The organism is Desemzia sp. FAM 23989, assembly GCF_045528345.1.
In the GTDB taxonomy this organism is placed as follows: Bacteria; Bacillota; Bacilli; order Lactobacillales; family Carnobacteriaceae; genus Desemzia.
Genome location: NZ_JBGQQT010000012.1, coordinates 1 through 26,456 on the forward strand (window position 1 = coordinate 1; position 26,456 = coordinate 26,456).

25 protein-coding genes and 1 other annotated feature are annotated in these 26,456 nt (G+C 38.1%); of the genes, 19 read left to right on the forward strand and 6 right to left on the reverse strand.

All coding sequences use genetic code 11. The annotated features are described in order from the left end of the window. The first annotated feature begins 257 nt into the window (after nt 1-257). From ACEN36_RS08005 to ACEN36_RS08040, 8 genes are all read left to right on the forward strand, one after another. Nucleotides 258-446, forward strand: coding sequence for a hypothetical protein (locus tag ACEN36_RS08005; RefSeq protein WP_407097411.1), 189 nt, complete (start codon nt 258-260; stop codon nt 444-446). A gap of 258 nt (nt 447-704) precedes the next feature. After that, the gene (locus ACEN36_RS08010; RefSeq protein WP_407097410.1) at nt 705-2,351 is read left to right on the forward strand and encodes a phosphoenolpyruvate carboxykinase (ATP); all 1,647 of its coding nucleotides are present in this window, start codon (nt 705-707) and stop codon (nt 2,349-2,351) included. A 111-nt stretch (nt 2,352-2,462) separates the two neighbouring features. After that, nucleotides 2,463-3,884: an oxaloacetate decarboxylase subunit alpha gene (locus ACEN36_RS08015; RefSeq protein WP_407097409.1), complete on the forward strand. Its 1,422-nt coding sequence runs from the start codon at nt 2,463-2,465 to the stop codon at nt 3,882-3,884. A gap of 15 nt (nt 3,885-3,899) precedes the next feature. Beyond that, entirely contained in the window at nt 3,900-4,163 is a 264-nt protein-coding gene (locus ACEN36_RS08020) for an OadG family protein (RefSeq protein ID WP_407097408.1), read from the forward strand. Between the two features lie 15 nt (nt 4,164-4,178). Then, nucleotides 4,179-4,541: a biotin/lipoyl-containing protein gene (locus ACEN36_RS08025; RefSeq protein WP_407097407.1), complete on the forward strand. Its 363-nt coding sequence runs from the start codon at nt 4,179-4,181 to the stop codon at nt 4,539-4,541. Nucleotides 4,542-4,558: 17 nt separating this feature from the next. Continuing rightward, a complete protein-coding gene (locus tag ACEN36_RS08030) occupies nt 4,559-5,689 on the forward strand; it encodes a sodium ion-translocating decarboxylase subunit beta (protein ID WP_407097406.1) in 1,131 nt (376 codons plus the stop codon). A gap of 96 nt (nt 5,690-5,785) precedes the next feature. Then, on the forward strand, nt 5,786-6,856 hold the full coding sequence (locus ACEN36_RS08035; protein WP_407126356.1) for a sodium ion-translocating decarboxylase subunit beta: 1,071 nt from the start codon (nt 5,786-5,788) through the stop codon (nt 6,854-6,856). A 40-nt stretch (nt 6,857-6,896) separates the two neighbouring features. Beyond that, nucleotides 6,897-7,055 carry an OadG-related small transporter subunit gene (locus tag ACEN36_RS08040; protein ID WP_407097405.1) on the forward strand — a complete coding sequence of 53 codons (159 nt, stop codon included), beginning with the start codon at nt 6,897-6,899 and terminating at the stop codon, nt 7,053-7,055. A gap of 62 nt (nt 7,056-7,117) precedes the next feature. Here ACEN36_RS08040 and ACEN36_RS08045 read toward each other — a convergent pair whose 3' ends face one another. The 4 genes from ACEN36_RS08045 to ACEN36_RS08060 all read right to left on the reverse strand — a co-directional run bounded on the left by ACEN36_RS08045 (nt 7,118) and on the right by ACEN36_RS08060 (nt 11,069). Beyond that, a complete protein-coding gene (locus ACEN36_RS08045) occupies nt 7,118-7,750 on the reverse strand; it encodes a YesL family protein (RefSeq protein ID WP_407097404.1) in 633 nt (210 codons plus the stop codon). Between the two features lie 43 nt (nt 7,751-7,793). Next, complete coding sequence (locus ACEN36_RS08050; RefSeq protein WP_407097414.1) at nt 7,794-8,540, reverse strand: carbohydrate ABC transporter permease; 747 nt, start codon at nt 8,538-8,540, stop codon at nt 7,794-7,796. Nucleotides 8,541-8,701: 161 nt separating this feature from the next. Then, nucleotides 8,702-9,526, reverse strand: a complete 825-nt coding sequence (locus ACEN36_RS08055) for a carbohydrate ABC transporter permease (RefSeq protein WP_407097413.1) — start codon at nt 9,524-9,526, stop codon at nt 8,702-8,704. 205 nt (nt 9,527-9,731) lie between these two features. Next, on the reverse strand, nt 9,732-11,069 hold the full coding sequence (locus ACEN36_RS08060) for an ABC transporter substrate-binding protein (protein ID WP_407097403.1): 1,338 nt from the start codon (nt 11,067-11,069) through the stop codon (nt 9,732-9,734). Nucleotides 11,070-11,326: 257 nt separating this feature from the next. On the opposite strand from ACEN36_RS08060, the gene ACEN36_RS08065 reads away from it, so the two are divergent. Both ACEN36_RS08065 and ACEN36_RS08070 read left to right on the forward strand, forming a co-directional pair. Then, a complete protein-coding gene (locus ACEN36_RS08065; RefSeq protein ID WP_407126340.1) occupies nt 11,327-12,604 on the forward strand; it encodes an aminotransferase class I/II-fold pyridoxal phosphate-dependent enzyme in 1,278 nt (425 codons plus the stop codon). Nucleotides 12,605-12,694: 90 nt separating this feature from the next. Then, the gene (locus ACEN36_RS08070) at nt 12,695-13,261 is read left to right on the forward strand and encodes a YtxH domain-containing protein (RefSeq protein WP_407097401.1); all 567 of its coding nucleotides are present in this window, start codon (nt 12,695-12,697) and stop codon (nt 13,259-13,261) included. A 97-nt stretch (nt 13,262-13,358) separates the two neighbouring features. Here ACEN36_RS08070 and ACEN36_RS08075 read toward each other — a convergent pair whose 3' ends face one another. Further along, nucleotides 13,359-13,796, reverse strand: a complete 438-nt coding sequence (locus ACEN36_RS08075; RefSeq protein WP_407126341.1) for a DUF2188 domain-containing protein — start codon at nt 13,794-13,796, stop codon at nt 13,359-13,361. 181 nt (nt 13,797-13,977) lie between these two features. On the opposite strand from ACEN36_RS08075, the gene ACEN36_RS08080 reads away from it, so the two are divergent. The 7 genes from ACEN36_RS08080 (at nt 13,978) to yidD (ending at nt 22,129) form a co-directional block, all read left to right on the forward strand. Then, nucleotides 13,978-14,868 (forward strand): NAD-dependent dehydratase, encoded by an 891-nt coding sequence (locus ACEN36_RS08080; RefSeq protein ID WP_407097399.1) that lies wholly within the window; start codon nt 13,978-13,980, stop codon nt 14,866-14,868. Between the two features lie 33 nt (nt 14,869-14,901). Next, nucleotides 14,902-15,753, forward strand: coding sequence for a putative RNA methyltransferase (locus ACEN36_RS08085; RefSeq protein WP_407126342.1), 852 nt, complete (start codon nt 14,902-14,904; stop codon nt 15,751-15,753). 519 nt (nt 15,754-16,272) lie between these two features. Next, nucleotides 16,273-17,433 carry a tRNA epoxyqueuosine(34) reductase QueG gene (gene queG, locus ACEN36_RS08090; RefSeq protein ID WP_407126343.1) on the forward strand — a complete coding sequence of 387 codons (1,161 nt, stop codon included), beginning with the start codon at nt 16,273-16,275 and terminating at the stop codon, nt 17,431-17,433. Between the two features lie 25 nt (nt 17,434-17,458). Next, nucleotides 17,459-17,968 (forward strand): tRNA (uridine(34)/cytosine(34)/5-carboxymethylaminomethyluridine(34)-2'-O)-methyltransferase TrmL, encoded by a 510-nt coding sequence (gene trmL, locus ACEN36_RS08095; RefSeq protein ID WP_407097396.1) that lies wholly within the window; start codon nt 17,459-17,461, stop codon nt 17,966-17,968. Between the two features lie 422 nt (nt 17,969-18,390). Beyond that, the gene (locus tag ACEN36_RS08100) at nt 18,391-20,058 is read left to right on the forward strand and encodes an ABC transporter ATP-binding protein (protein WP_407097395.1); all 1,668 of its coding nucleotides are present in this window, start codon (nt 18,391-18,393) and stop codon (nt 20,056-20,058) included. Further along, the gene (locus ACEN36_RS08105; protein ID WP_407126344.1) at nt 20,055-21,800 is read left to right on the forward strand and encodes an ABC transporter ATP-binding protein; all 1,746 of its coding nucleotides are present in this window, start codon (nt 20,055-20,057) and stop codon (nt 21,798-21,800) included. The genes ACEN36_RS08100 and ACEN36_RS08105 overlap by 4 nt, the downstream gene beginning before the upstream one ends. Nucleotides 21,801-21,877: 77 nt before the next feature. Next, entirely contained in the window at nt 21,878-22,129 is a 252-nt protein-coding gene (gene yidD, locus ACEN36_RS08110) for a membrane protein insertion efficiency factor YidD (RefSeq protein WP_407097393.1), read from the forward strand. Between the two features lie 36 nt (nt 22,130-22,165). Here the strand turns inward: yidD and argS are convergent, their stop codons facing one another. Further along, nucleotides 22,166-23,860 (reverse strand): arginine--tRNA ligase, encoded by a 1,695-nt coding sequence (gene argS / locus ACEN36_RS08115; protein WP_407097392.1) that lies wholly within the window; start codon nt 23,858-23,860, stop codon nt 22,166-22,168. Nucleotides 23,861-24,010: 150 nt separating this feature from the next. After that, nucleotides 24,011-24,235: a binding site (T-box leader), on the reverse strand. 173 nt (nt 24,236-24,408) lie between these two features. On the opposite strand from argS, the gene ACEN36_RS08120 reads away from it, so the two are divergent. After that, on the forward strand, nt 24,409-24,864 hold the full coding sequence (locus tag ACEN36_RS08120) for an arginine repressor (protein WP_407101815.1): 456 nt from the start codon (nt 24,409-24,411) through the stop codon (nt 24,862-24,864). A gap of 55 nt (nt 24,865-24,919) precedes the next feature. Beyond that, complete coding sequence (locus ACEN36_RS08125; protein ID WP_407097390.1) at nt 24,920-26,455, forward strand: phosphomannomutase/phosphoglucomutase; 1,536 nt, start codon at nt 24,920-24,922, stop codon at nt 26,453-26,455. Nucleotide 26,456 lies beyond the last annotated feature (1 nt).

Sequence of the window (26,456 nt, forward strand, 5' to 3'; positions counted from 1 at the left end):
TACTTCAAAATCTATTACCATGGAGTAAAGAAGTTCAAGAAAGCTGCAAATAACCCTTACTGTAATACAAAACTATTGTAGCAAGGGTTATTTGTTATATCTATATACCGTTTCATTTTGCGCTTACGTTTATAGCAGATTTAACAAACTATAAGTCGATGGAGACAATAGAATTAGTTTATTTAATTCCTAAACGACAACATTTGGATAAATAGTTTGTTATACTAGAAGTAAGAGAACAAGTAGGAGAGATGATCGTGAATAAACGTTTAGGAAAATGGCAGATAATTGTTGGAAGTTTAATTGTGCTCATGGGAATTTTTGCGATAGCTATCCAACCATTAGTTGCAGTTTTGGTTATTGCTTATGGACTGTATATAGTATATGTAGGAACTAGGATTAAAAAAGGCAATCATCCATTCCAAAAGAATAAAGATCATCATTGAGGTAAAGAATTCATTCCAAAAAAGGAATGAATTCTTTTATTTAAAGTAAAGTAAGCGCTTTAATAATAGGTGTTTTTCTGTTATTATAAGAGTGTAATCGAGTCACTATAAATTTTTTAAGTGTTGCTGGTCAACTTTTAGAAGTTTGAATAAGAAAAGAAAGGATGGGAGAAAATAGTCGGTTTAAAAGTTTTTGAAAAGTTGCAGCAATAGGTAAAGATGGTTCCAATAATCTATTAATTGTGAGGAGTGTCGCCATTGTCAACGAAAGAAAGATTTTTAAAATCAGAAATTCGCAAAACAAATCACCTGTTTTCTTCATTACGTTCTATTATCGAAACTTCTATGTACAGCAATAATATTCAGTTAGTCACTACACTTGAAGATGCCTATGGATTAGCACATGATGCTGTCAATACGATTGTGACTGATTTGGACGTTAAATTTCCTGAAAAACTAGGATTGCCTCAAAGCGCTAAAGTTTTAGTGGAAAATGGAAACAATGTTGTAGGAAGAACTGCTGTAGCAAAAAGAATACAAGGAGAAAATCCTGAAGAAGATAAAAAAATTAAATCTTTGGTTATGGATGCCGTTTATGATGGTACGCAAAAATTAAGATACAAAACAACAGCTTATGTAGGATTAGATTCTGATTTTATGGTGAAAGCTCATTTAACGGTACCAGAAGGACAAGAAAATAACTTGTATTCTTGGTTGTTAAATTTCCAAGTGACCAATGAAGAATACAACACGATGTATCAATCTTCCGTTGAAATCAATGAAGGAGATATCATGATTTACCAAGATGCTTATTGGCATCATCCAGATTATCCATTAGGTTTAGCCTATTTTGATCCTGAACACAATTGTGCCATCATTCTTGGGATGAATTATTTTGGGGAATTAAAAAAAGCTACACTTACTTTAGCATGGAATATTGCCCATAATGTCGGTTATGCCTCTTGTCATGGCGGACAGAAGAAATTTACTCTTAAAAATAACGAGAGTTACGTTTCAGCATTTTTCGGACTATCGGGTTCAGGTAAATCGACCTTGACTCATGCCAAGCATGATGATAAGTATGGAATCGAAGTATTGCATGATGATGCTTTTATCATTTCTTTGGAAAATGGCTCTTCCATCGCTTTAGAACCGTCTTATTTTGATAAAACACAAGATTATCCTGCTGATCATCCAGAAGTAGATTACTTTGTCAGTGTACAAAATGTAGGAGTCACTCAAGATGAAGAGGGGAAAAAAGTCCTGTTGACAGAAGATCTACGTAACGGAAATGGGCGGACAGTGAAATCCCGTTATTCTACGCCAAATCGAGTAGATAAATTTGATGAACCGATCAATGCTATTTTCTGGATCATGAAAGATGAATCGCTGCCGCCAGTCTTAAAAGTAACCGATCCAGTGTTGGCCACGACGTTTGGAGCCACTCTGGCTACTAAGAGAACGACTGCTGAGCGTTTGAAAAAAGGGGTAGATATCAACAAGTTGGTTATTGAGCCTTATGCTAATCCCTTTAGAGTTTATCCGTTGATCGATGATTACAATAATTTTAAATACCTGTTTGAGAAAAAAAATACCGATTGCTACATTCTGAACACAGGTTTCTTTTTAGATAAAAAAATACCTAAAGAAGTCACTCTGGAAGCAGTAGAAAAAATAGTGGAGGGAACAGCTGAATTCAAATCTTTTGGCAATTGTTCAGATATCAGTTATTTAGTAGTCAACGGATTTGAACCGGGTTTCTCTAATTCGTCTTATACGGCTTTAGTGGATGAAAGAATGAAAATGCGTGGCGAATTTATCAATGAACAAAATCAAAAAAATCCATTAAATGTATTGCCTAACGAAGCTTTGAAAGCTGTATTAAATCTAATAGAAGAATTTTGAGTAAGCGTAAAATAAGAATGAGTTCTTTACAGTTCATTCTTGATTTGCGTAAGAAAAGCAATTCTTATTGTAAGAATTGCTTTTCCATTTTTTGAGTGGGGAGGAAGATACATGCCAGGCCGAACGATTGAAATGACAGAAACAGTTCTTAGAGATGCTCACCAAAGTTTGATGGCTACTCGAATGTCCACAGAAGATATGTTGCCAATCATTGAAAAAATGGACCGAGTAGGATACTTTTCTTTAGAATGCTGGGGTGGAGCAACATTTGATGCAGCCATTCGCTTTTTAAATGAAGATCCTTGGGATAGGTTGAGAGAAATACGCAAACGAGCTCCGAATACAAAGTTGCAAATGTTGCTGCGCGGTCAAAATTTGTTGGGCTATCGTCATTACGCAGACGATGTGGTTGACAAATTTGTCGAAAAAGCGATGGAGAATGGAATCGATATTTTTCGTATTTTTGATGCATTAAATGATGTACGAAATTTAGAAGCTTCCTTAAAAGCGGTAAAAAAATATGGCGGGCATGCACAATTGACCATTTGTTATACGATCAGTGATGTGCATACGATCCCTTATTTTGCTGACTTAGCGAAACAAATGGAAGATATGGGTGCAGACTCTATTTGCATTAAAGATATGGCTGGAATACTGACCCCTTATGTAGCAAAAGACTTAGTTAAGGCAATAAAAGAGGTCATCACGGTACCTTTAAGTCTGCATACACATGCTACCAGCGGCACATCTCAAATGACCTATCTGATGGCAGTCCAAGTAGGAGTGGATATGATCGATACCGCTATTTCACCATTCGCAGAAGGGACTAGTCAACCACCTACAGAAACAATGGCTATTTGTTTAAATGAAGGGGAGAATCGTACTAAACTAGATGTTGACCTGTTAGAAGAAGTCGCGGATTATTTTAAACCTATTCGAGATAAATATTTGGCAAATGAATTGTTGAACCCGAAAATGATGGGATCAGATCCAAAAGCGCTGATTTACCAAGTTCCAGGTGGGATGTTGTCTAACCTGTTATCTCAGTTGAAGCAAGCTAATGCTACGGATAAATACGATGAGGTACTGAAAGAAGTTCCTCGTGTACGTGCTGATTTAGGTTTCCCGCCTCTTGTAACCCCTATGAGCCAAATGGTCGGAACTCAAGCCGTATTCAATGTTTTATCTGTGGAACGATATAAGATGGTACCAAATGAAATCAAAGAATATTTGCGTGGTTCTTACGGGCAAACTCCGGTACCGGTAAGCGAAGAATTCAGGAAATCGATCATTCATGATGATCCTGTAGTGACCGACCGTCCTGCAAATCATATCAAACCAGAATTCGATCGGTTGAAAAAAGAGCTGGGCGAGTTGGCAAAATCAGATGAAGATGTCTTAACGTATGCTCTTTTCCCACAAGTAGGCAAAGCTTTTTTAGAAAAGAAATATCAAAGACCTATGATGGTTTCCGAACCAACAGTACAATCTGTAGCTGAAGATGTGGTGATACGAATTTCAGCAAGTATGTAAGGAAAGAGGGGTAGTATGCGAAATTTCACTGTTATGGATGGAGTAGTGGTCACTGTCCTTAGTATGTTAGTTGTTTTTCTCATTTTGATTGGGCTGCAGCTTGTCATCAGTTTATCTCGGATCGTCTTAGAAAGACAAAAAGAGAAATCACAAGCTGCAACGACTCTAGTGGAAGATGAAGAGACGAGAACAGCAGCGGCTTTGATGGCATTGATTTTAGCGAATGAAGAGCAGCAAAATAAGCATTATCAAATCACGTCGATAAAAAGAATTCGTTAAATGGAGGATCATGACATGAAAAATTACGAAATTACGGTTAATGGAAAAGTCTATCAAGTATCTGTGAAAGAAGTCGACACTGAAACTCACTCCCAACAGCTCGCACAACCCACTGCACCTATCCAATCAACACCGCAGCAGAATCATAATACAACTCAGACTGATGGTCATACCATTTCTGCTCCAATGCCCGGTACTATTTTGCGTCTTCAAGTAGCCGAAGGACAAACAGTCTCTAAGGGAGAAGTCTTGTGCATCTTAGAAGCCATGAAAATGGAAAATGAAATTGTAGCTCCCAACAATGGAGTGGTTTCAAGTATCCAAATACGAGCTAATCAGGCGGTAGAATCTGGGGACTCATTGATGGTTATCTCTTGAGGTGAGGAGGAAGGCGAATGTTTGAGGCACTAAATGAACTCATCACTACTTCTGGTCTGGTCAATATGAGTTACAAACACGTCATTATGATCCTATTGGCTTGTGCTTTTCTATATTTAGCCATCAAAAAAGGGTATGAACCTTATCTGCTGTTGCCGATAGCTTTTGGAATGTTATTAGTGAATTTGCCTTTAGCCAATCTCATGTTGGCTCCTCAGGCTGGTTCGTCAGGAGGACTCTTGTACTATCTCTATCAAGGAACAGAGCTGGGAATTTATCCGCCACTTATATTTCTCTGTTTAGGTTCAACGATTGATTTTGGACCTTTAATTGCAAATCCTAAGACCTTGTTGTTAGGCGGAGCGGCACAAGTCGGGATTTTTATTGCTTTTTTCGGAGCTTTGGCTTTGGGAATGACGCCTCAAGAAGCTTCATCTATTGGAATTATTGGTGGTGCAGATGGACCGACAGCAATTTATTTGACTACTCAATTAGCAGATCATTTATTACCCATCATAGCGTTAGCTGCCTATTCATATATGGCATTGGTTCCTATTATCCAACCACCGATCATACAAGCCTTAACAACTAAAGCAGAACGAGAAATTAAAATGGAACAGTTGCGTCCAGTATCAAAAGCAGAAAAAATATTGTTTCCTATTGTAACTACGATATTTGTTATTTTAGTTGTTCCTTCATCAGCTCCACTAATCGGAATGCTGATGCTGGGAAATTTAGTGAAAGAAAGCAACGTTGTACCAAAACTTACTGAAACGTTACAAAATTCATTTATGTATATTGTCACGATTCTGCTGGGGATAACGGTTGGAGCTAAAGCCAATGGGGATATTTTACTCACTATAGAGACTTTACAAGTTGTGTTGTTGGGCTTAATCGCATTTGCTGCAGGGACAGCAGGTGGTGTATTGATGGGGAAATTGATGTGCAAGCTGTCTGGTGGAAAGATCAACCCAATGATTGGTGCAGCAGGCGTCTCTGCCGTTCCGATGGCTGCACGTGTAGTTCAAAAAGAGGGAGCAAAGGCCAATCCTTCCAACTACTTGTTGATGCACGCCATGGGGCCAAATGTAGCAGGTGTCATTGGTTCTGCAGTAGCTGCAGGTGTGTTGTTATCTTTCTTTGGTTAATGAAGAAATGAGGAATAATAGCGTATGGTGGCAGGAGGGGATTATTTGGAAGCTTTTATCAATGGATTATCAGCAGTTACTTCTGGTCAAATCATTATGATGGGAATTGGAGCTTTGTTGATTTACTTGGGTATCAAAAAGCAGTATGAACCAACATTGCTTATTCCGATGGGGCTTGGCGCTGTATTAGTCAATATACCCGGCTCTGGATTGATTAGTCAAGAAATAAATGGACAGACTCAAGAAGGAATTTTAGATGTTCTCTTTGATTTTGGGATTTCGAATGAGTTGTTTCCATTGTTGATTTTTATCGGTATCGGAGCAATGATCGATTTTGGACCATTGTTAAAGAACCCTTTTATGTTTTTATTTGGAGCAGCAGCTCAATTTGGGATCTTTTTTACTATTTTAGTAGCGATTATATTTGGATTTGATTTGCAAGAAGCTGCTTCTATCGGAATTATTGGAGCGGCAGATGGTCCGACATCCATTTTTGTAACCAATCAGTTAGCGCCTCATTTATTGGGACCCATTACTGTAGCAGCATATTCTTACATGGCCTTAGTGCCTATCATTCAGCCTATCGCCATCAAAGCGGTCACTACAGAAAAAGAACGGAAAATCAAGATGACTTACCAAGCAGAAACGATTTCTAAATCAACTAGAATTTTATTTCCAATTAGTGTTGTTTTTGTGGCGGGCTTTGTCGCTCCAGCTTCATTGCCGTTAGTCGGTTTTTTGATGTTTGGTAATTTGATGCGGGAATGCGGTGTATTGGATCGATTGAGTCAGTCCGCACAAAATGAATTAGTCAATCTGGTCAGTATTTTATTGGGATTGACCATTTCAGTAAAAATGACGGCTGATCAGTTTTTAAATCTTAGTACACTTTTAATCATTGCTTTTGGTCTGGTGGCATTTGTAATGGATACCATCGGCGGGGTTCTATTCGCCAAGTTTCTGAATATATTCAGAAAAGAAAAAATCAATCCGATGATCGGTGCTGCTGGTATCTCTGCATTTCCTATGTCAGCTCGAGTAATCCAGCGAATGGCCCATACTGAAGACAATCAGAATTTCGTATTGATGTATGCAATTGGAGCGAATGTTTCTGGGCAGATTGCCTCGGTTGTAGCTGGAGGCTTAGTATTGAATTACTTTATGTGACCTTGTTGTAAAGATCGTTTTCTTGAAGGGAGGCGGTAGAATGTTTGATGTAGATTACACAGCTTTAGAAAAAGGATTGGAACTTATGGGTATTGGTATGTTAGGAATTTTTGCTGTCCTGTTTATTTTGTACGTGACGAGTATTTTGCTGATCAAATTATTTCCGTCAAAAGGGGATAACCCTTCAGTAAAAAACTAAATTAAAAAAGGAACGTCAGGACAATAACTTTACTGTCTTGACGTTCCTTTTTAACTGTTCATTTAGCTCTGTACAGAATGAATTTTTTTCAACAGGGTTTTAGTGAAAGTAGTTTTTACAGCTATTGTGGCTATCCAGCCAAGACCGCTTACTGAAAAGAAAAAGAATAATGCTGGCCATCTCAACAATACAAAAAGCAATACTCCAGAGATGAGGAATAGTCCCAAGCTGATGAGCGGATGACCAGCCATTAAAACAAACCCTGTTAAAAATTTTTTTGGCAAAGAAGTAGTCAGCTTTTTGGTTAACGGGAAATAGAATAAAGCTGTCAATCCAAAAAGAATAGAAGCGACGTAAATCACGTACTTATAAACTTGTATCCAAGCTGCTGGAGAGGATAAGCTGGCTAAATACCAACTGTCTAGGAATAGGATTGCAGATATTCCGAAAACCGGCAGCCCAATTTTGTATCCTTCCCAAAAATGTGATTTAAAATAATGGTGAAAAGTTTTAAAAATAGGCACAGACGTTTCGCCTTGTGACCACAAATGCAAGATATGGAACAAGGCATTTGTGGCTGGAATTGCGGTAACTAAAGGCAGTGAAAACAACAGCCATACAAGGTTCAAAACAGCCAGTCGGGATATCCATTCGGTACCTTCTACAATTCCGTTGGTAAAGTCGAATTTTTTCATCAGAGTTGTCCTTTCTACCGATTTACTGTATATTTTCATTTTTTTATCCTTTTGTTCCGCCAGTCAAGTCCATTCCTTGAATGAAGTATTTCTGAGCGAAGAAGAACAATAAGACTGTTGGGATCATGACTAAAGTAGCTCCAGCCATCAAATAATTCCACTGGGTAGTCGATTGATTTTGGAAAGTTTGTAATCCGATTTGTAAGGTATACATCTCTTCATCATGAATATACAACAATGGTCCAAGAAAGTCATTCCATGCTCCGTTAAAGGATGTGATCCCAATAGTAATCAATGCTGGTTTAGTCAAAGGAACCATTAAATGACTCCAGATATACAAATGATTTGCACCATCAATCTGGGCGGCTTCAATCAACTCATCATTGATCGATAAATAAAATTGACGCATCAAGAAGATATTGAAGGCACTACCGAAGAAAGACGGGACGATCAACGGTAAATAAGTTCCTACCCAGCCGATTCGAGTGAATAGAATGTATTGTGGAATCATGGTAACAAATCCTGGAATCATCATGGTAGCTAAGACTAGAGAAAATAAAATGTTTTTCCCTGGGAAAGATATTTTAGCAAAACCATAGGCGATAAATGAATTGGACACCACATTACCTAACACAACAAAAAACGTGATGAGCAAAGTGTTCCTTGCATATTTGAAAAACGGAAAGGCTGCAATGGTTTCTGTATAATTGGACCATTGTAAAGTTTCCGGAAAGAAGCTTGGCGGGAAGCGCACGATTTCTTCCATTGGTTTTAAAGAAGTAAAAACCATCCAAAAGAGTGGAGCTAATAGAACAATACTTACCCCAATCAAAAGAATGTAAGAAATGAATTTATTTGCATTACGTTGTCTTTTCCGACTCTTAAAGTGCTGCTTTTTAGGAATAATTTTTTCAGTTTGTTCAGAAGTTTTTGTATTCGAAACATTTTCAATCATTCACTTCGACCTCCTCCATAATGTACCCAACGAGGAGCCAATTTTAAATTCACAAATGTTAAACTCAACACGATAACAAATAATACCATAGACATAGCCATTGCATACCCCATGTCAAAAGCCACAAAAGCTTTGTTCCACATATGTAAATTGTAGAAGAGAAGGGAATTCGCTGGACCATTCGTGCCACTTTCCGACATGACATAAGCTTCTTGGAAAATTTGGAAAGCTCCGATAGTTGATGTAACTACATCATAAAAAATAATGGGCGTGATCATTGGTAAAGTAATGTGACGGAATCGTTTAAAAGCACTGGCTCCGTCGATTTCTGCTGATTCGTATAGTTGGTTTGGAACGTTTTGCAAAGTCGCCAAATACAGCAGCATTGCGCCTCCCACACTCCACAGTTTCATTAAGATCAGAGCCGGTTTTGTCCATTGGGGATCAAATAACCAAGCAGGACCTTGAATCCCGACCCAAGCTAATATAGTATTTATTAAACCTGATGTAGGAGAGAGCATCTGCATCCATAATACATAGACGGCCACACCAGATAAAATAGCGGGTAAATAAAAAATAGTTCTGAATATGGAGATTCCTCGCACGCGTTGATTTAATAAGACGGCTAATAAAACACTCCCAATCGCTGTCAAAGGAACATTGAACAAGACGTAATACCCCGTATTATAGAGTGATTTCCAAAAAAGCTCATCTTGTGTAAACATTCTTCTGAAATTATCAAAGCCGATAAAGTCCATTTTGGAAGTCAAATTGTAGTTAGTAAAACTTCCATAGAAAGAAAATAGCATTGGCCCCAACATAAAAATAACGAAACCAATGATAAATGGAGAGACAAAGAAGAGGCCCCAAAGAGCATCATTTTTTTGTTTTTTAGTCTTTTTTTTCTTTTGCTTTTCTGTTATAGCAGCCAATTTTTTCACCTCTTTCGTTTAGTACAAAACAAGGCGACAAAGAATAGCCTCTGTCACCTTGTCCGCTGAGTCATTTTGCTGATGAAATAAACCGTTATTCGTTTTGTTCAACGAGATTCTCAACTGAAGCTTGAGCTGCTTCCAATGCTTCTTCAGGTGATTTATTTCCCAGCATCACATTATCAATTTCTCCATTCACTAAAGAACTAAAGTCAGGTGCAGTCAAAGGAACAGGAGTGATCACTGTGTTTTCTAAATTGCGGTCAGCCATTTCATAAATCATTTGGCCTTCCTCATCTAAATCAGGATGAGTTGTCAGATTAGTGTTAGCTTCTTGGTTTGCCATAATATCAAAACTATTCAAACCAAATTTTTCTTGAACTTCTGTTGAAGTGAGGTATTTCATAAACTCATAAGAAGCTTCAGGATTTTCTGCTCCGTATGGGATTTCTAGAACGAAACCGCCACCCCATGACCAATTTCCGCTGCCTTCTTCATGTTCTGGTAAAGGTGCTACACCAAAGTTAAAGTCTTCAGGTGCATTTTCAAGTAAATTGGTGTAATAGTTGATATTTTGAGCTCGAATACCCACTAATCCAGAAATGAATGGATCAGCAACTCCTGAGCCGAATTCTGCTTCATATGAATTGATAGTGTCAGCACCATAGTAGTCTTGCCATTCTAAGATCCACTCAAGAGCTTCTACTTTTTCAGGTGTATCAATGGTCACATTACCTTCGTCATCGAACCAGCTTACGCCATTATCCGCATTTAATGCCCAAACATCTGCGCCTACATTCCAAAGCGGGTAAAATCCGATGCGTTCCCATGAATCTCCGTCTTGTACATCTAAAGCACGAGCGTATTCTTCTAATTCTTCCCATGTAGCAGGTGGAGTCTCAGGATCTAAGCCTACTTCCTCAAAAGCATCTTTATTGTAAAAAAGCACTTGGGTATCTGTATTAAAAGGCAACGCATAGGCATTATCTTCATAGAATACGGTTTCCCATAAATGAGGATAGAAGAGAGATTCCATATCATCTTCTTGGTTAATGTAGTCTTGAAGGTTCGTTGATTGTTGTGCTTCTGCACGTTGTTGAACTGAATTGATGTCTTGAACGATAACATCAGGTGGATCCCCAGCTGCAATAGAAGCTAGTGATTTGGTCCATATGTCTCCCCATGGTTGATAAACGTACTCAACCTCGATTTCGTCTTGTGATGTATTAAAATCTTCAATAATTTCTTCAATAGCGTCTCTGCGTAAACCAGAGCCCCAGAAGGACCAGAATTCAATCGAAACTTTATCTCCATCCGCTCCGGTATCTTCGGAATTATTTGCTTCTTCATTTCCTCCTCCGCATGCTGCTAATAAAAGCGCAGTTCCTGCTGTAAGGGTCAAAGAAAGCCAAAATTTCTTTCTTTTAATCATTGCTACCACCTTCACCTTTCTAAGTTATAATGGGAATAGCAGAATTAATGTCGGCACTTAACGTAAGGGCATACATTAATGAGTGCTTCTTCAATTTTGATGATATACTATAGTTTCGAAGTATTCAAATAAATAGCCTTAAATGATATAAAAATAAAAAAACTGCTTCAATCAGGTATTTCTTCCCCTCCGCAACTATTTTGGCTATAATTTACCTATTGACAAAAAGAATGATGCCGCTAAGGAGACTAAACAAGATGAGACAAACAAATGAAGAAAAAATTAACCGTTTAGAAGAGCTGAAAGAGACATACGATAGATTCAAAGAGAAACCTTTTCAATTAAATCTGAAAAGGGGAGTACCTGGCAAAGATCAATTAGCCTTATCTGAACCGATGTTGAACATTTTAACGCCGGAAGATCTGTATCAAGAAACTGAAGCTGATTTTCGTAATTATGGTGTACTGACAGGGATCCCTGAAGCGAAACAATTTTTTTCAGAAGTATTGGAAATTACCGCTGATGAGGTCATCGTTGGAGGGAATTCGAGCTTGCAGTTAATGTATACTGTTTTAGCCAGCAAAATGTTTTTAGGACAGTCAGATAAAAATTCAGCATGGGCTAAAGAAAAGGTAGTCAAATTTTTATGCCCAAGTCCAGGTTATGATCGACACTTCAATGCAACAGAAAAATTAGGGTTTGAATTGATTCCTATTGAAATGACTTCAACTGGACCGGATATGGATCAAGTGGAAATTCTAGTAGCTAATGATGCTTCAATCAAAGGAATCTGGTGTATCCCTACTTACAGCAATCCTACAGGAGTGACCTACTCGAACGAAGTAGTCGACAGATTGGCTAAAATGAAAACTCTTGCTCAAGATTTTGTGATTATGTGGGACAATGCTTATGTCGTGCACCACCTTAAAGAAAAGAAAGAACATGTTCAAAATGTATTAGAAACCAGCAAATCATATGGAACGGAAAAAAGAGTTTGGATGTTCTGCTCTACTTCAAAAATTACTTTTCCAGGTGCCGGGGTAGCAGCTTTGGGAGCTTGTAAAGAAAATATTGATTGGGTTACAGAAGTTCTTTCTGATCAGACGATTGGATTTGATAAAGTCAATCAGAAACGTCATGTGAAATTCTTGAAAGATAAAAAGCATTTACTGCAACATATGGAAAAACATGCTGAACTATTGAAACCAAAATTTGACAGCATCAGTAATCTTTTTGGAAACTACTTTGGTGAAGAATCAACGATGTTGGAATGGACCGAGCCAAATGGGGGGTATTTTGTGCATTTAACGACAATGGATGGCTGTGCAGACAGAATTGTTGAGTTATTAGCGGATATTGGAGTGAGCTTAACAGAAGCGAATGCCTCTTATCCTTATGGAGTCAACCCACGAAATAACAGTATCCGTTTAGCGCCAACATCTATCTCAGTGGAAGAAATAGAAGCCGCTGTTAAGGCAATTTGTTTGTGTGTAGAAATGGTTAGTTTGGAAAAAGAACTGGACTCAAACAAATAAAGTGTGAAATACTTTTTAGCATGCTAAAATAAATGAGATAAAGGAAATAAAAAGGTTATTTATGAATTTAAGGAAAGCGAGTGGATAGCTATGTCAAAAGGAACGTTTTGGTTAGGAGCATTGATTGGAGGAGCAGCAGCCTACACAGCAGCTATGTTATATGCACCAAAACCAGGTGATGAGTTACAAGAAGAATTAATGGAGAAAGCAAATCGCACGAAAGAAACTGGAAAAGATTATTTTGATATTGCTAAAGATAAAAGCGAAGATGTCAAAGCGGTACTTCAAGATGCTTCAAAAGGTGTATCTGTTAGCTTTAAAGAAGCCTCCAACAAAATTTCAAGTCAAGCCAGAGTAGATGGTCCGATCTTAAAGGAAAATCTAAAGGGATTGAAAAATAAAAACTCCATGAGTAAAGACTTGTTAAAAGCCAATCTTAAAGCAGCAGCACAAGATGTGAAAATCACTGCTGGTGAATTGAAAAATGATCTTTCGGATGTTGGAAACAATGTTAAAATCTACTCTGGAGAGCTGGCTAAACAATCGAAACAAGAAATCACCGAAGCCAAAGAAGAAAGACAAGGCGAAAGAGAATATGAATTGTATCAAGAAGCCTTTGAAGAAGAGTTGGATATTGAAAATACCTTTAAAGAATAAAGTACTTTAAAGAAATTAAACAACTCATAAAGTCTCAACAAAAAATAACCCTTCTGAAATTCACTTTACTCCATGAATTTCAGAAGGGTTATTTCAATCATTCATCTTGTTTCTTTCCGTCTTTTGTATAGCGAATAACGGAAGAATCCTTATTCTCTGCAATTTCTTTGGCGCGCTTTACAGCATCTGCTTTTTTATCAAATGTATCACTTGGACGCTTAGCATCTTCTGTTTTCACGACCCAAGTGTCGTCTTCAAAATAGACTTCCACATCATTGTCCAATAAATCTGGATTGGAGCTGGAGGTATCATGTTTGTCAGTTTTGGTTGGGTTCTTTTCGTTCTCGTAGGCTTCTTTTTCATCTTTTGAAGCATCTGACAACCATTCTTTTGCTTGTGAGATTGCAATAGGAATGGCTCTATCTTCTGGATAATCATTGTCGAGTAGAGCATTGCCGATATCTATGGCTTTTTTACGCAATAAAGGGTCAAAATTTTTAAAAGCATTTGGAAAATCGTTCATATTCCATGGCATAGTATCTATCCTTTCTATCTGAACTATTTCCCTCACAATGTATCACTCTTTAACTCACTCAGCAAATGAAACGATTTATAAAAACAAAAAAATACTATGGAAAACTACTTTCTGTTAATGTAAAAAAATAGGACTTATGGTACAGTTGATTTATAAAAAAATCACGCGAGGAGTGAAGCGCATGAAAAAAGTGCTTATTTTAGGAGGCACGCGTTTTTTTGGACGTAAAGCAGCAGATAAACTGATTTCAAAAGGATACCATGTCACTTTCGCTACAAGAGGCAACAATAAAGTGCCAAAAGGCAAAAATGTCGCACACGTTGTACTGGACCGTTCTGATGCGGAACATGAAGGATGGAACGATATTTGCGAAAAAAAATGGGATATTGTATTAGACAATATTTGTTTCACAAAAGAAGATGCGCAAATCATTCAAGAAAAGCTGGGTGGAAAAGTAGGGTATTACTTATTCACTTCCACATTATCCGTTTATAAAGGAAGCAAAGATGGATACAGTGAAACAGATTTTGATCCTTGGTTATTTGATTTGGACAGAACTAAAGAGGTTACTTATGGAGAAGGCAAACGTCAAGCAGAAAAAGTCTTGTTTGAAGACGAAGCTTTTCCAACTGCGGCTTTAAGGATTCCAATCGTCTTAGATGTGAATGATTATACTGAGCGTCTGCACTATTATATTCGTCGAATGATGAATGAAGAAAGTTTCCGTCTATATCGTGCTGATGCGCGCATCAGTTTCATTAAGGGAAGCGAAGTAGCTAATGTTATGATGTGGTTGATCGAAAACCAAAAAACAGGGGTCTACAATGCGAGTTCAAATGAAACCGTTGAACTGGAAACGTTGATGCATTGGATCGAAGAAGCCACTGGAAAACAAGCCAATATTGAATACACTTCTGATGAAGAAAACCAATCGCCGTTTAGTCTGAAGGAAGACTGTTATTTGAAAGTGACGCGTTTAGAAAAAGAAGGGTATCCTGTACCGGATTTAAAAAGTTGGCTGCAACCGTTGATATACCAATTAACTGCCGAACTAAAACAGGAAAATAACTAAGGTCTAACTAGTCTAGTGAGGAGTTTCAAAGAGTTGAAAAAGATAGAAAAAGCAAAAAAATTCTTGAAAGAAAATCTTGATTTGTTTCAATGTCCTATTTGTCAAGAGCCGTTTCAATCGGTAGATGGAAATAGTCTGGTGTGTGAAGAAGGCCACAACTTTAATATTTCTAAAAAAGGGACGGTTCATTTTTTAACAAAAGGGGTCTCTAATGAATACGATACGGAGATGCTGTCTTCACGTTTTCGGATAGCTCAAGCGGGTTTGTTCAACATTATGCTGGACGAGATTATGGAGCACATTGAAGAAAAAAACGGTACAACCATTGATATTGGATCTGGGGAAGGTTCTCAATTAGACTATCTGTCTTCATTGGGGCTTGAAGGAAAGCAAATCGGATTCGATATCTCCAAAGATGCGATTGCTTTAGCGGGAAGTCATTTTACAGATGCTTTTTGGTGTGTGGCTGATTTGGCTCATTCTCCATTTGCGAGTAAACAAACTGATACATTATTGAACATTTTTTCTCCTTCGAATTATCAAGAATTCAAAAGAATGCTGCGGCCTAATGGAACTCTTCTAAAAATTGTTCCGGATAAAGATTACTTAATAGAACTAAGAAACGTGCTTTATCGAGATCGAGAAGAGAAGCAATCGTATTCGAATGAACTGGTTGTCGCAAAGTTCCAAGAACACTTTCCGGAGAGTCAGATTTACACCATTCGATATACTTTTCCGCTGACGCTGGAAAACTATCAGGATTTGGTGAAAATGACCCCTTTGAGCTGGGGAGCAAGTGAGGAAGCTTTAAAATATGCGGTAGCTCATCCACTGAAAGAAATTACGATACATGTTTGTTTATTAGTGGGTAAAATGCCAGGATAATCAAGCAAATCAAACGATTTCCTAAAAAAGTCATTTTTAGTTGAGACAAGAAAACTATTTAAAAGATTTCCCTTGCATTCATATCATGATGGTGTTATATTGTTATTTATAAGCCAAACAGGTTCATTCGTTTTTATCAGTAATCCCATCAGATGTTGATAAAAGTTAATGAGATCAAGAGGCTCTACTAACGTATCGTTTCGCAGTGCTGGACACCGAAGCGATACGTTTTTTTGTCGTTCAAATTTGCATTTTCATTAAATTGAGTGTTTTTTGATGTTGACAACCGCATTACTGTCATTCTTCAGCCATGATCTAGGATACTATGAGCAACCTATATCCCAACTAAAGTTCTATCTGATTTAGCTTATAAGATAGTTAGCTGTTACTTACTTACGTCAAAAATTGCGGAACCGTTTAAAAAGACAGGATTGAATTGTAACAGACTAGACAGAGTAAATATGATAAAATAAACTTACATTCTTAAATTATGAAGACGACATGAAGGTTGGGATCGAGATGACCAGTGGGACTTTATTAAAAAAGCGGATCATTGAGGAAAGTAAACGAATCGGCATTGATAAAATCGGGTTTGCTACAGCAGAACCGTTTGATGGTCTAGAGGAAAGATTGAAAGCTCAACAAGCAAAAGGGCACCATTCTGGATTCGAACACAAAGTCATTGAAGAACGCGTTTATCCAGAGTTGATTTTTGATCAGCCAAAATCTATTATCTCCATTGCTTTAGCGTATCCTACAAAAATGAGTGAGCCTCCGCAGAGAGAAAAAGGGGTTCGACGTGGAGAATTTGCGCGCGCTTCTTGGGGGCAAGATTACCATGACATATTGCGGAATCGTATGGAGCGCCTCATCGATTATATACGTGTGACCGCTGATAAAGAAGTGACTTTTAAGCCGATGGTAGACACGGGCGAATTAGTAGATGTTGCCGTAGCTCAACGAGCGGGAGTGGGGTTTATTGGGCGAAATGGCTTGCTGATCACAGAAGAATTCGGCAGCTATGTGTATTTGGGAGAAATCATCACTAATCTAGAGTTTGAGCCAGACGAACCTGTTCCTTTTGGATGCGGGGAATGCATGCGTTGTGTCACTGCTTGTCCTACTGGAGCATTACTGGGAGATGGAAGAATCAATGCTAAACAATGCCTTTCTTACCAGACACAAACCAAAGGGATGATGGACGAACAATTCCGCCGTAAAATCGGACATGTCATTTACGGATGCGATATTTGCCAAATTGTTTGTCCTTATAATAGAGGAAAAGATTTTCATTTTCATGATGAAATGGAACCCGATCCTGAAAAAGTGATGCCCAAATTAAAACCATTGCTGATAATCAGCAACAAAGACTTTAAAGAGCAATTTGGCTCAATGGCTGGTTCCTGGAGAGGGAAGAAGCCGCTGCAGAGAAATGTTATTATTGCCTTAGGAAACTCGCGTGATCGGACTGCTTTGCCGGATCTGTTGCGCTGCATCGAAGAAGATGTTCGTCCCGTAATTCGTGGGACAGCAGCTTGGTCTATTTCCAAAATAGTCACAAAAAGAGATGATCTGGTGATCGAATTTCTACACGAAGCTTTGGAGAAAGAGACGGATGAAGAAGCTGTTTATGAGATTACTCAAGCTATTGAAGTCATCAGAAATAAAAAATTGAAGTAAGTTAATAGGAGAGAGAGAAAGAAACATGACAAATCACATTGCACTATTTGAACCACTGATTCCAGCAAATACAGGAAACATTGCCCGTACGTGTGCTGCAACCAACTCGCATTTACATTTGATTGAGCCATTAGGATTTAAAACGGATGATAAACATTTAAAACGAGCTGGATTAGATTATTGGAATGATGTAAACATTACTTATCATAAAAACTTGGAAGCCTTTATGGAATATTCTAAAGACGGACAGCTGTTTTTAGTCTCTAAATTTGCCAATCGCGTTTACAGCGAAGTAGATTATACCAATACAGAGGAAGATTACTATTTTCTTTTTGGGAAAGAAACAACAGGATTACCGGAAGAATTCATGCGTGAAAATGAAGAGAAGTGTGTACGATTACCGATGAATGATGAACACGTGCGTTCTTTAAATCTCTCCAATACAGCGGCCATTATGATTTATGAAGTATTACGGCAACAAGAATTTTCTGGATTAGAATTGCAACACCATTACGCTAACGACAAACTAGACTAACCTTTACTTGCTTATCTTGGAGAAGTTCATTCTATTCCAAGGTGGGCTTTTTTTATAGTCCAAAATCAACTTCTAAGAAAATAATGAAAAAGATGAATAAAATATGTCAATTTGACTTGTGTATTTTTAATGAAAGGGCTACAATATGACTTGTAAACTATACTTAGGAAATGGAGGGAATCGATCATGATTTATTTAGCAGATTTAAACATTCATAAATTAAGATTATCCTCCTATTCAAAAATCGACGAGTAAATGTAAAGGAAATTCTGCACTCATCTGTTTTTTAATAGATTAGTGCTATTTTTTTGTCTTTTTTTGATAGGAGCGTGGAAAGTTGGGGGAGAATGAAAGAGTTAGTTAAACAATTGTGGCCTTTTTTTAAAACGCATAAGAAGAGATATGGGTGGGGGATATTTGCCATGTTATTCTCAAATGCGGCAGTGCTGATACCACCATATATCATTGGAAATGTGATTGACCAGATTTACAGCAATACATTAACTACTGAAAGACTAATCAGCCAAATCGCTTTATTTGTTCTATCGATCGTAATTACTTATGGAACAGAAGTATTTTGGGGATATCTATTTTTCGGAGGCAGAAACTTATTGGCCAAAGAACTACGAGAACGATTAATGAAACACTTTTTACGTATGAGAGCAACCTTTTATGAAAAATATCGTACCGGAGATTTAATGGCCCGTTCCACCAATGACTTAGATGCAATATCAGAAATGGCTGGTTATGGAATTATGGTAACCATGGATTCGACAGTTTTTCTTGGATTTATCTTGGTCATGATGTTTGTTTCGGTGTCTTGGAAATTGACCATCTGGTCTATGCTGACTATGCCGATCATGGCGTATCTGTTGAAAATACTTGGAGATCGAGTGAATGAGCGATATTTAGCTTCTCAAACAGCTTTTGCAGATATCAATGATGATGTCTTGGAAGGCGTAGAGGGTGTACGAGTCGTGCGTGCGTACGTTCAAGAAGATGCTATGGCTCAAAAATTTGCGGAAAAAACAGAAGAGGTCCTGCAAAAAAACATTTCTGTAGCGCAAATCAACGCCTTGTTTTCTCCGATTGTAAAGATCTTGATGGGAATCAGTTACATTGTAGCATTTGGTTACGGTGCTGTTTTAGTTTCAAATGGAGAACTGACTTTAGGACAGTTGATTTCTTTCCAAGTCTACTTAGGTATGCTGGTGTGGCCAGTTCAGGCAGTCGGGGAACTGATCAACTTGGTGCAGCAAGGTAGTGCTTCTATGAAACGAGTGGCAGAAGTATTGGGATCCAGTGATGATATGGAGCAAGAGGGATACAAAGCTGTACTGGATAGTCAAGATATCGAATATTCAGGAGTCACCTTTAAATATCCCTCTTCTGAGTCTGCCAATTTGGCGAATGTCAAAACTAAAATCGCTCAAGGAAATACTCTGGGGATTGTAGGAAAAACCGGGAGCGGGAAAACGACTTTTATCCGTCAATTACTGCTCCAATATCCTGCAGGAAATGGAGCGGTCACTGTTGGATCTGAGTCCATTCAAGAGTTGAAAAGCGACGTGTTGAAACCAATGATCGGTTATGTCCCGCAGGATTATACGCTGTTTTCTCGTTCAATAAGAGAAAATATTCAGTTCGGCAAGCCAGGAGCAACGGATGACGAGATCATGGATGCAGTTCGTTTGGCCAATTTTGAAGAAGATCTAGCTAGAATGCCTGAAGGGTTGGATACATTGATTGGAGAAAGAGGCGTTGCCATCTCAGGTGGGCAAAAACAACGTGTTTCCATTGCGCGTGCGTTGATTAAAAATCCAGAGTACTTGATTTTAGATGACTCGTTATCTGCAGTAGATGCGAAAACAGAACAAAAAATCATTGATAATATTCAACACGTTCGTAAAGGGAAAACGACCTTGATCACCACTCATCGTCTATCAGCGATTCATCATGCAGACTGGATCATTGTGCTGGAAGATGGGAAAATTATTGAAGAAGGTACACATGCTGATTTGATTGCCAAAGAAGGATGGTACCAAACGCAATACCAAAGACAACAATTAAAAGAGGAGGACACTAAATGAAAAATACAATTAAAGAATTAGTGGTTTATTCCTTCCAGAAAAAACTCCATTTTTCCATTGGGATCTTATTAATGATTGTTGCTGTAGGAGCTGATTTAGCAGGTCCCTTGATTATTCAACGAATCATTGATGATGTAATTGCTCCTTCGAATCAGACGCTGCTAGCTGTCGATTTATTGATCCGTTATTTAGCCGTATTCTTAGGACTGGCGCTTGTAACAGCGATAACCCGGTACTTTAGTTTCTTACTGCTGACTATCGGAGCAAATGAAATCGTTAAAAATATGCGGAATGATTTATTTGCCCATGTACAAAAACTGCCGATCCGTTATTTTGACAATTTGCCTGCTGGAAAAGTGGTTTCTCGTATCACAAATGATACGGAGCAATTACGGATATTTTACGTCGTTGTGGTTGGACAAGTGTTGACCAACTTGATTTATCTAGTAGGGATCTATATTGCCTTGATGCAAATTAGCATTACTTTTGGATTGATTACGCTGTTATTGGTTCCTTTCTTTGTATTGTGGGCAGTTGTGTACCAAAAGTTTGCTGTACCGTTTACTACAAAAATCCGGTCATTGGTTAGTGAGATCAATGGGACCTTAAATGAATCCATTCAAGGGATGTCGATCATTCAAGCTTATCAGCAAGAAGACAAAATGGAAAAAGAATTTACGGATGTAAATGAAGAGTGGTATAAATACAGTTTGAAATTTACGTTATTGGATTCTATGGGCTCGTTTAGTTTTGTGGAAGTGATTAAAAATATTACCTTGCTCTTGTTGGTAGTGTATTTTGGAAACGCCTATTTTAGTTCGGCACTAGGGATAACAGTTGGAGTATTGTATGTTTATGTAGATTACACGACTCGTTTATTTAATCCCATTCAAGGTATTGTGACCCAATACGCTTACTTGCAGACTGCGATGGCTTCGGCGAAACGAGTTTTTGAAATGAAATTAGTCAAAACAGAAGAAGACCAGACAGACGAATTAGACTTTAAAGAAGGGGAAGTTGTCTTTGATCAAGTTTCATTTGCTTATAAGGATGAAGAATACGTATTGAAAGATATCGATTTTACAGCTAGAAAAGGTCAAACGGTCGCTTTAGTAGGCCATACAGGTTCAGGAAAAAGCTCGATCATGAATTTGTTATTCCGTTTTTATGACCCGACTAAGGGGACGATCACAATAGATGGTACGCCGACCACATCCGTCTCTAGAAAAAGTTTGCGCAGACATATGGGGATCGTGCTGCAGGACCCTTATTTGTTTAAGGGAACGATCGCTTCAAACGTTACGTTGGGAGAAACTTCGATCAGTCGTGAAGCGGTGATCAAAGCAATCGAAGAAGTTGGCGGAGACACCTTGCTGCATAATATGCCAATGGGAATTGATGAGCCCGTAGTGGATAAGGGCAGTACGCTTTCGTCTGGTCAACGCCAATTAATCTCATTTGCGAGAGCGCTGGCCTTTGATCCTGAAATATTGATTTTAGATGAAGCAACTTCGAGTATCGATACTGAAACGGAGGAAATGATTCAACATGCAATGGATGTGTTGAAAAAGGGAAGAACAACATTCATTATTGCCCATCGCTTGTCGACGATCCAACATGCTGATCAAATTCTAGTGCTGAATCAAGGTCAAATTGTAGAACAGGGAGATCATGAGTCATTGATTCAAAAACAAGGAATCTATGCAGAAATGTATCGTTCACAAAAAGAAAAAAGTCAATAAAACAGAGCAACACCCTTACTTTACAAAAGTAAGGGTGTTGCTCTATAATAAGAGAATCATATGATGTAGGTGAATAAATGAAAAAAATTGTTATTTTATTGATTAGAGGATACCAAAAAGGGATTTCTCCTCTTTTTCCACCCAGTTGCCGCTACCATCCAACTTGTTCGCAATATTCGATCGATGCGGTTCGCAAACATGGAGCGATCAAGGGATCAATTATGGGCTTCTTTAGAATTTTACGCTGTAATCCATTTGTCAGAGGAGGGTATGATCCAGTCCCGGAACATTTTTCCATTAGACGCAATAAAAAAAACGAGGTTGAGTAAAAGTTTGCCTTCTACTCAACCTCGTTTTTTTTGCTGTTACATTTGGTCAGGAGAATGTACTCCTAATATTCTTAAATCTTCTTTCAATAAGATAGCGACTGCTTGAACCAAAGCTAAACGGGCTGGTTTTTCAGCATCTTCAGTCAATACACGACTGTTGGCGTAGTATTTGTTGAAGGCTTGTGCCAAATGGATCGCGTGTTTAGCGATTACAGATGGTTCCAACTTACCAAAAGCACGTTGAAGTGTCTCAGGATATTCTTGGATCAGTTTGATCACTTCCCAACTGTAAGCATCATCTAAAGCGTAGAAATCAGCAGCAGAAACTTCATCAACGCCTGCTTTACGCAAGATACTTAAAGCTCTAGCTCTAGAGTATTGTACATAAGGGCCTGTTTCTCCTTCAAATTGAACGATTTCATCGATCGTAAAGTCAAAGTTGTTTAAACGATCATTTTTCAAATCGTGGAAGACAACAGCGCCGATACCTACTTGGCGGGCAACTTCTTCTTTATTCGGTAAATCAGGATTTTTCGCTTCGATTTGTTTTAGGGCCACGGCAACGGCTTCATCCAATACTTCTTCTAGAAGAACGATTTTTCCTTTACGTGTAGACAATTTTTTACCATCTTTTGTGATCAGACCAAATGGAACATGGTGCATATCATTAGCCCAGTCATAACCCATTTCAGTCAGAACAGCTTTTAATTGTTTGAAATGATTGCTTTGTTCATTTCCAACTGCATATAGAGATAAAGCAAAATCATACGTACGTTTACGATAAATAGCAGCAGCTAAATCACGGGTGATATACAGTGTTGCACCATCTGATTTTTTGATCAATGCTGGGTTTAAATTGTATTTTTCTAAATCCACAATTGTAGCTCCGTTGTCTACGGTCAAAATATTTTTTTCTTCTAATAAATCGACAACTTCTTGCATTTTGTCATTGTAGAAAGCTTCTCCATTGAAAGAATCAAACGTGATTTCTAGTTTATCATAAATGCGATTGAATTCTTTTAAAGATTCTTCTTTGAACCATTTCCATAATTCAGTAGCTTCTTCGTCACCATCTTCTAATTTTTTGAACCATTCACGGCCATCGTCTTCTAATTCAGGTTTTTCTTCTGCTTCTTCATGGAATTGAACATACAGTTTCAATAACTCTTGAATCGGATTTTCTCTAACCGCTTCCTCAGTACCCCATAATTTATAAGCAGTGATCAATTTTCCAAATTGAGTACCCCAGTCTCCTAAGTGATTGATTTTGATAGGTTGGTAGCCCATTTTTTCAACAATATGTGCTAAAGCATTTCCGATTACAGTAGAACGCAAGTGTCCTAAAGAAATAGGTTTAGCAATATTAGGAGAAGACATATCGATCGGAACATTTTCTCCATGTCCGATATTGATATCACCGTATGCATTTTTTTGTTCTAAGATTTCTTGTAAGACGTGGGCACTAACGGTTTTTTTATTTAAGAAAAAGTTCAAATAAGGTCCGACAACTTCAACTTTTTCAACAATGGGGGAAGATACTTTTTCTCCTAAATCGGCAGCAATTTGTTGTGGTGCTTTACGGTAAGCTTTTGCTAGTGAGAAAGCTGGGAAAGCTACATCCCCATGTTCAACGGATTTTGGCTTTTCCAATAAGTTAAGAATGTCTTCAACAGACAATGTTTCTGAAACTTGTTCATGCAAGGCTTGAGCCACTTGTAATTTGTAATTCATTGTCATAACTCCTCTAGTTAATTTGTTTTTTAAATTTTGTCTTTGTATTTATGAATGTATTATGCTCAGTAGAAAAGACCCAATCATCTGGAGAACAGTTTTTTTGCATAAAAAAATAGCCCTTTTTTAGTTTTCATGACATCAAACTAAAAAAGAGACGAGAATTCCCCGCGGTACCACTCTTATTGCAACGTCAAATTGACGCAACCACTTGATTCACTGTAACGGCCGAATAAGCCGGATGGAACTAGTGATACTGATCCCTGTTCTCATCTCTCCGAAGTGCGCTTCCTGCAAGTTTTTATTACTGGCTCTCACCAACCCAGCTCGCTTCAAAACATCCTCAAGCAGTACTCTCTTCATCTACGATTGTTCATTCAATTTTGTATAGCCTATTATAACAAAACAACAGGCGAGATGCCAATGTTTTTCAATAAAAAGAATGTTTATTCATTATTATTGTAAAAATAATTAAATTATTAACCGCTTTCTACCTTTTTTTGATATACTGGGAGACAAAGAAACGAATTACATATGGAGGTTTGGCTATGAAAAAAACGAATCGTCAATTAGCAATCAAACAGATTATCACCAATCACGATATTGCTACCCAAGATGAATTGCTCCATTATTTAAAAGAGGAGGGAGTAGAAGCAACCCAAGCGACTATCTCTAGAGATATCAAAGAAATGAATTTAATCAAAACTTCGACTCCTCAAGGTGGTATGAAATATACTTTATACCAAACGAATAATTTGTCTGTAGAAGAGCGTCTGCAATCAACATTGGGCAATGTCGTGGTAAAACTAGAACGTGTACAATTCATCACGATTATTGTGACTATACCTGGAAATGCTCACGTCGCTGCGGCGTTGATTGATGCGATCGAATTTCCTGAGATAGTGGCTTCTGTAGGTGGTAACGATACTTGTCTATTGATTTCAAAAGACGAAGAAAATGCGATAAAAATGTATGAATATTTGAATCAATTTATTAAACTGTAAAATTAAAAATAGGATATGTTTAGAAGTCTCATTTTAAAAGAAAAGAGGAATTAAATTGGCTAGTGAATCAGCAAATGAATTACTAAAATTGCAAAATGGCTCTGATATACGTGGAATAGCGGTCAAAACACCGGAACACGACATTACGTTGCATGATCAAACAATCGAATCCATAGCTTTTGGTTTTGCTTGTTGGTTAAAAGAGAAAAAGCAATTGATAATGGATAATTTAGAGAAACCTGTAAGAGTTGCTATCGGACAAGACAGCCGCTTATCTGGAAACCGAATCAAAGAAGTGCTGATCGAAGCCTTGAATAATGCAGGTATCGACGTGGTAGATGTTGGATTATCAACGACACCGGCACTTTTTATGGCCACTCAATATGAGTATTATGCCTGTGATGCTTCCATTATGATCACTGCCAGTCATTTGCCGTTTGAATACAACGGCTTGAAATTTTTTACAGCTGATGGAGGAGCAGAGCACGAAGACATTACTTTTATGTTGGAAAACGCGAATTGGGATGCTGTGACTTGGGAGAATAATCAAGGCATCATTGAACGTAAAAATTTGTTGGAAGATTATGCAGCTGATTTACGTCAAAAAATTCAAGCTGGCATCACGACAGCTCGTAATCCTGAACTTCCTTTAGAGGGAAAACACATTGTTGTGGATGCTGGAAACGGAGCTGGCGGCTTTTTTGCCACAGAAGTATTGGAAAAGCTGGGAGCGGATATTTCAGGAAGTCAATTCTTGGAACCAGATGGCAATTTTCCCAATCATGTTCCAAACCCCGATAACAAACAAGCGATGGCAAGCATTAAACAAGCCGTGCTGGACAATGATGCCGATATGGGAGTTATTTTCGATACGGATGTAGATCGATCAGCTTTAGTAGATCGCCACGGACAAACGGTGAATCGGAACAATCTGATTGCGGTAATTTCAGCAATCGTGATCCAAGAGAATCCGGGAACGACTATCGTGACAAGTTCAGCGACTTCTGAACACTTGAAAGACTTTATTGAACAGCTTGGAGGACACCAAAATCGGCACCTAACGGGTTACCGCAATGTCATCAATCAAGCCATCAAATTAAATCAAGAAGGTGTGCACACATCAGTTGCGATCGAAACGAGTGGTCATGCAGCACTGAAAGAAAATTATTTCCTGGATGATGGAGCTTACTTGATTGCTAAGATCTTGATTGCGGATGCTGAATTATCTGCAGAAGGCAAGGAGTTCTCGAGTTTATTTGAATCATTAAAACAACCTGTTGAAACAGATGAAGTTCGTTTTAAAATCACTACAGATACAGTCCAACAAACTGGCGAGGAAGTTATTGAAGCATTTAAAAACTTTATAACTGATCAGCCGGATATGGAGATTGAAAACAACAACTTAGAGGGTGTACGTGTCAATACATCTGGTGCATATGGAACAGGCTGGTTTTTATTACGCTTAAGTCTGCATGAACCGTTGCTGGTTTTATATTTTGAAAGTGATCAAGCAGATTCGATTGCTCAATTGCGAGAAAATGTTAAACTGTTCTTTAGTCAACAAGAAGGACTAGATTCTTCTAAGTTATAAA

Excerpts from the sequence above, each read along its gene's own strand:
- ACEN36_RS08035 (WP_407126356.1), top strand. The coding sequence starts at position 5,786 with ATGATGGGAATTGGAGCTTTGTTGATTTACTTGGGTATCAAAAAGCAG.
- ACEN36_RS08080 (WP_407097399.1), top strand. The coding sequence starts at position 13,978 with ATGAAAAAAGTGCTTATTTTAGGAGGCACGCGTTTTTTTGGACGTAAA.
- ACEN36_RS08050 (WP_407097414.1), bottom strand. The coding sequence starts at position 8,540 with ATGGTTTTTACTTCTTTAAAACCAATGGAAGAAATCGTGCGCTTCCCG.
- ACEN36_RS08120 (WP_407101815.1), top strand. The coding sequence starts at position 24,409 with ATGAAAAAAACGAATCGTCAATTAGCAATCAAACAGATTATCACCAAT.
- ACEN36_RS08065 (WP_407126340.1), top strand. The coding sequence starts at position 11,327 with ATGAGACAAACAAATGAAGAAAAAATTAACCGTTTAGAAGAGCTGAAA.
- ACEN36_RS08040 (WP_407097405.1), top strand. The coding sequence starts at position 6,897 with ATGTTTGATGTAGATTACACAGCTTTAGAAAAAGGATTGGAACTTATG.
- trmL (WP_407097396.1), top strand. The coding sequence starts at position 17,459 with ATGACAAATCACATTGCACTATTTGAACCACTGATTCCAGCAAATACA.
- ACEN36_RS08045 (WP_407097404.1), bottom strand. The coding sequence starts at position 7,750 with ATGAAAAAATTCGACTTTACCAACGGAATTGTAGAAGGTACCGAATGG.
- ACEN36_RS08070 (WP_407097401.1), top strand. The coding sequence starts at position 12,695 with ATGTCAAAAGGAACGTTTTGGTTAGGAGCATTGATTGGAGGAGCAGCA.
- ACEN36_RS08020 (WP_407097408.1), top strand. The coding sequence starts at position 3,900 with ATGCGAAATTTCACTGTTATGGATGGAGTAGTGGTCACTGTCCTTAGT.
- ACEN36_RS08015 (WP_407097409.1), top strand. The coding sequence starts at position 2,463 with ATGCCAGGCCGAACGATTGAAATGACAGAAACAGTTCTTAGAGATGCT.
- ACEN36_RS08100 (WP_407097395.1), top strand. The coding sequence starts at position 18,391 with ATGTTATTCTCAAATGCGGCAGTGCTGATACCACCATATATCATTGGA.
- ACEN36_RS08055 (WP_407097413.1), bottom strand. The coding sequence starts at position 9,526 with ATGTTGGGGCCAATGCTATTTTCTTTCTATGGAAGTTTTACTAACTAC.
- ACEN36_RS08060 (WP_407097403.1), bottom strand. The coding sequence starts at position 11,069 with ATGATTAAAAGAAAGAAATTTTGGCTTTCTTTGACCCTTACAGCAGGA.
- queG (WP_407126343.1), top strand. The coding sequence starts at position 16,273 with ATGACCAGTGGGACTTTATTAAAAAAGCGGATCATTGAGGAAAGTAAA.
- yidD (WP_407097393.1), top strand. The coding sequence starts at position 21,878 with ATGAAAAAAATTGTTATTTTATTGATTAGAGGATACCAAAAAGGGATT.
- argS (WP_407097392.1), bottom strand. The coding sequence starts at position 23,860 with ATGAATTACAAATTACAAGTGGCTCAAGCCTTGCATGAACAAGTTTCA.
- ACEN36_RS08105 (WP_407126344.1), top strand. The coding sequence starts at position 20,055 with ATGAAAAATACAATTAAAGAATTAGTGGTTTATTCCTTCCAGAAAAAA.
- ACEN36_RS08075 (WP_407126341.1), bottom strand. The coding sequence starts at position 13,796 with ATGCCATGGAATATGAACGATTTTCCAAATGCTTTTAAAAATTTTGAC.
- ACEN36_RS08030 (WP_407097406.1), top strand. The coding sequence starts at position 4,559 with ATGTTTGAGGCACTAAATGAACTCATCACTACTTCTGGTCTGGTCAAT.
- ACEN36_RS08025 (WP_407097407.1), top strand. The coding sequence starts at position 4,179 with ATGAAAAATTACGAAATTACGGTTAATGGAAAAGTCTATCAAGTATCT.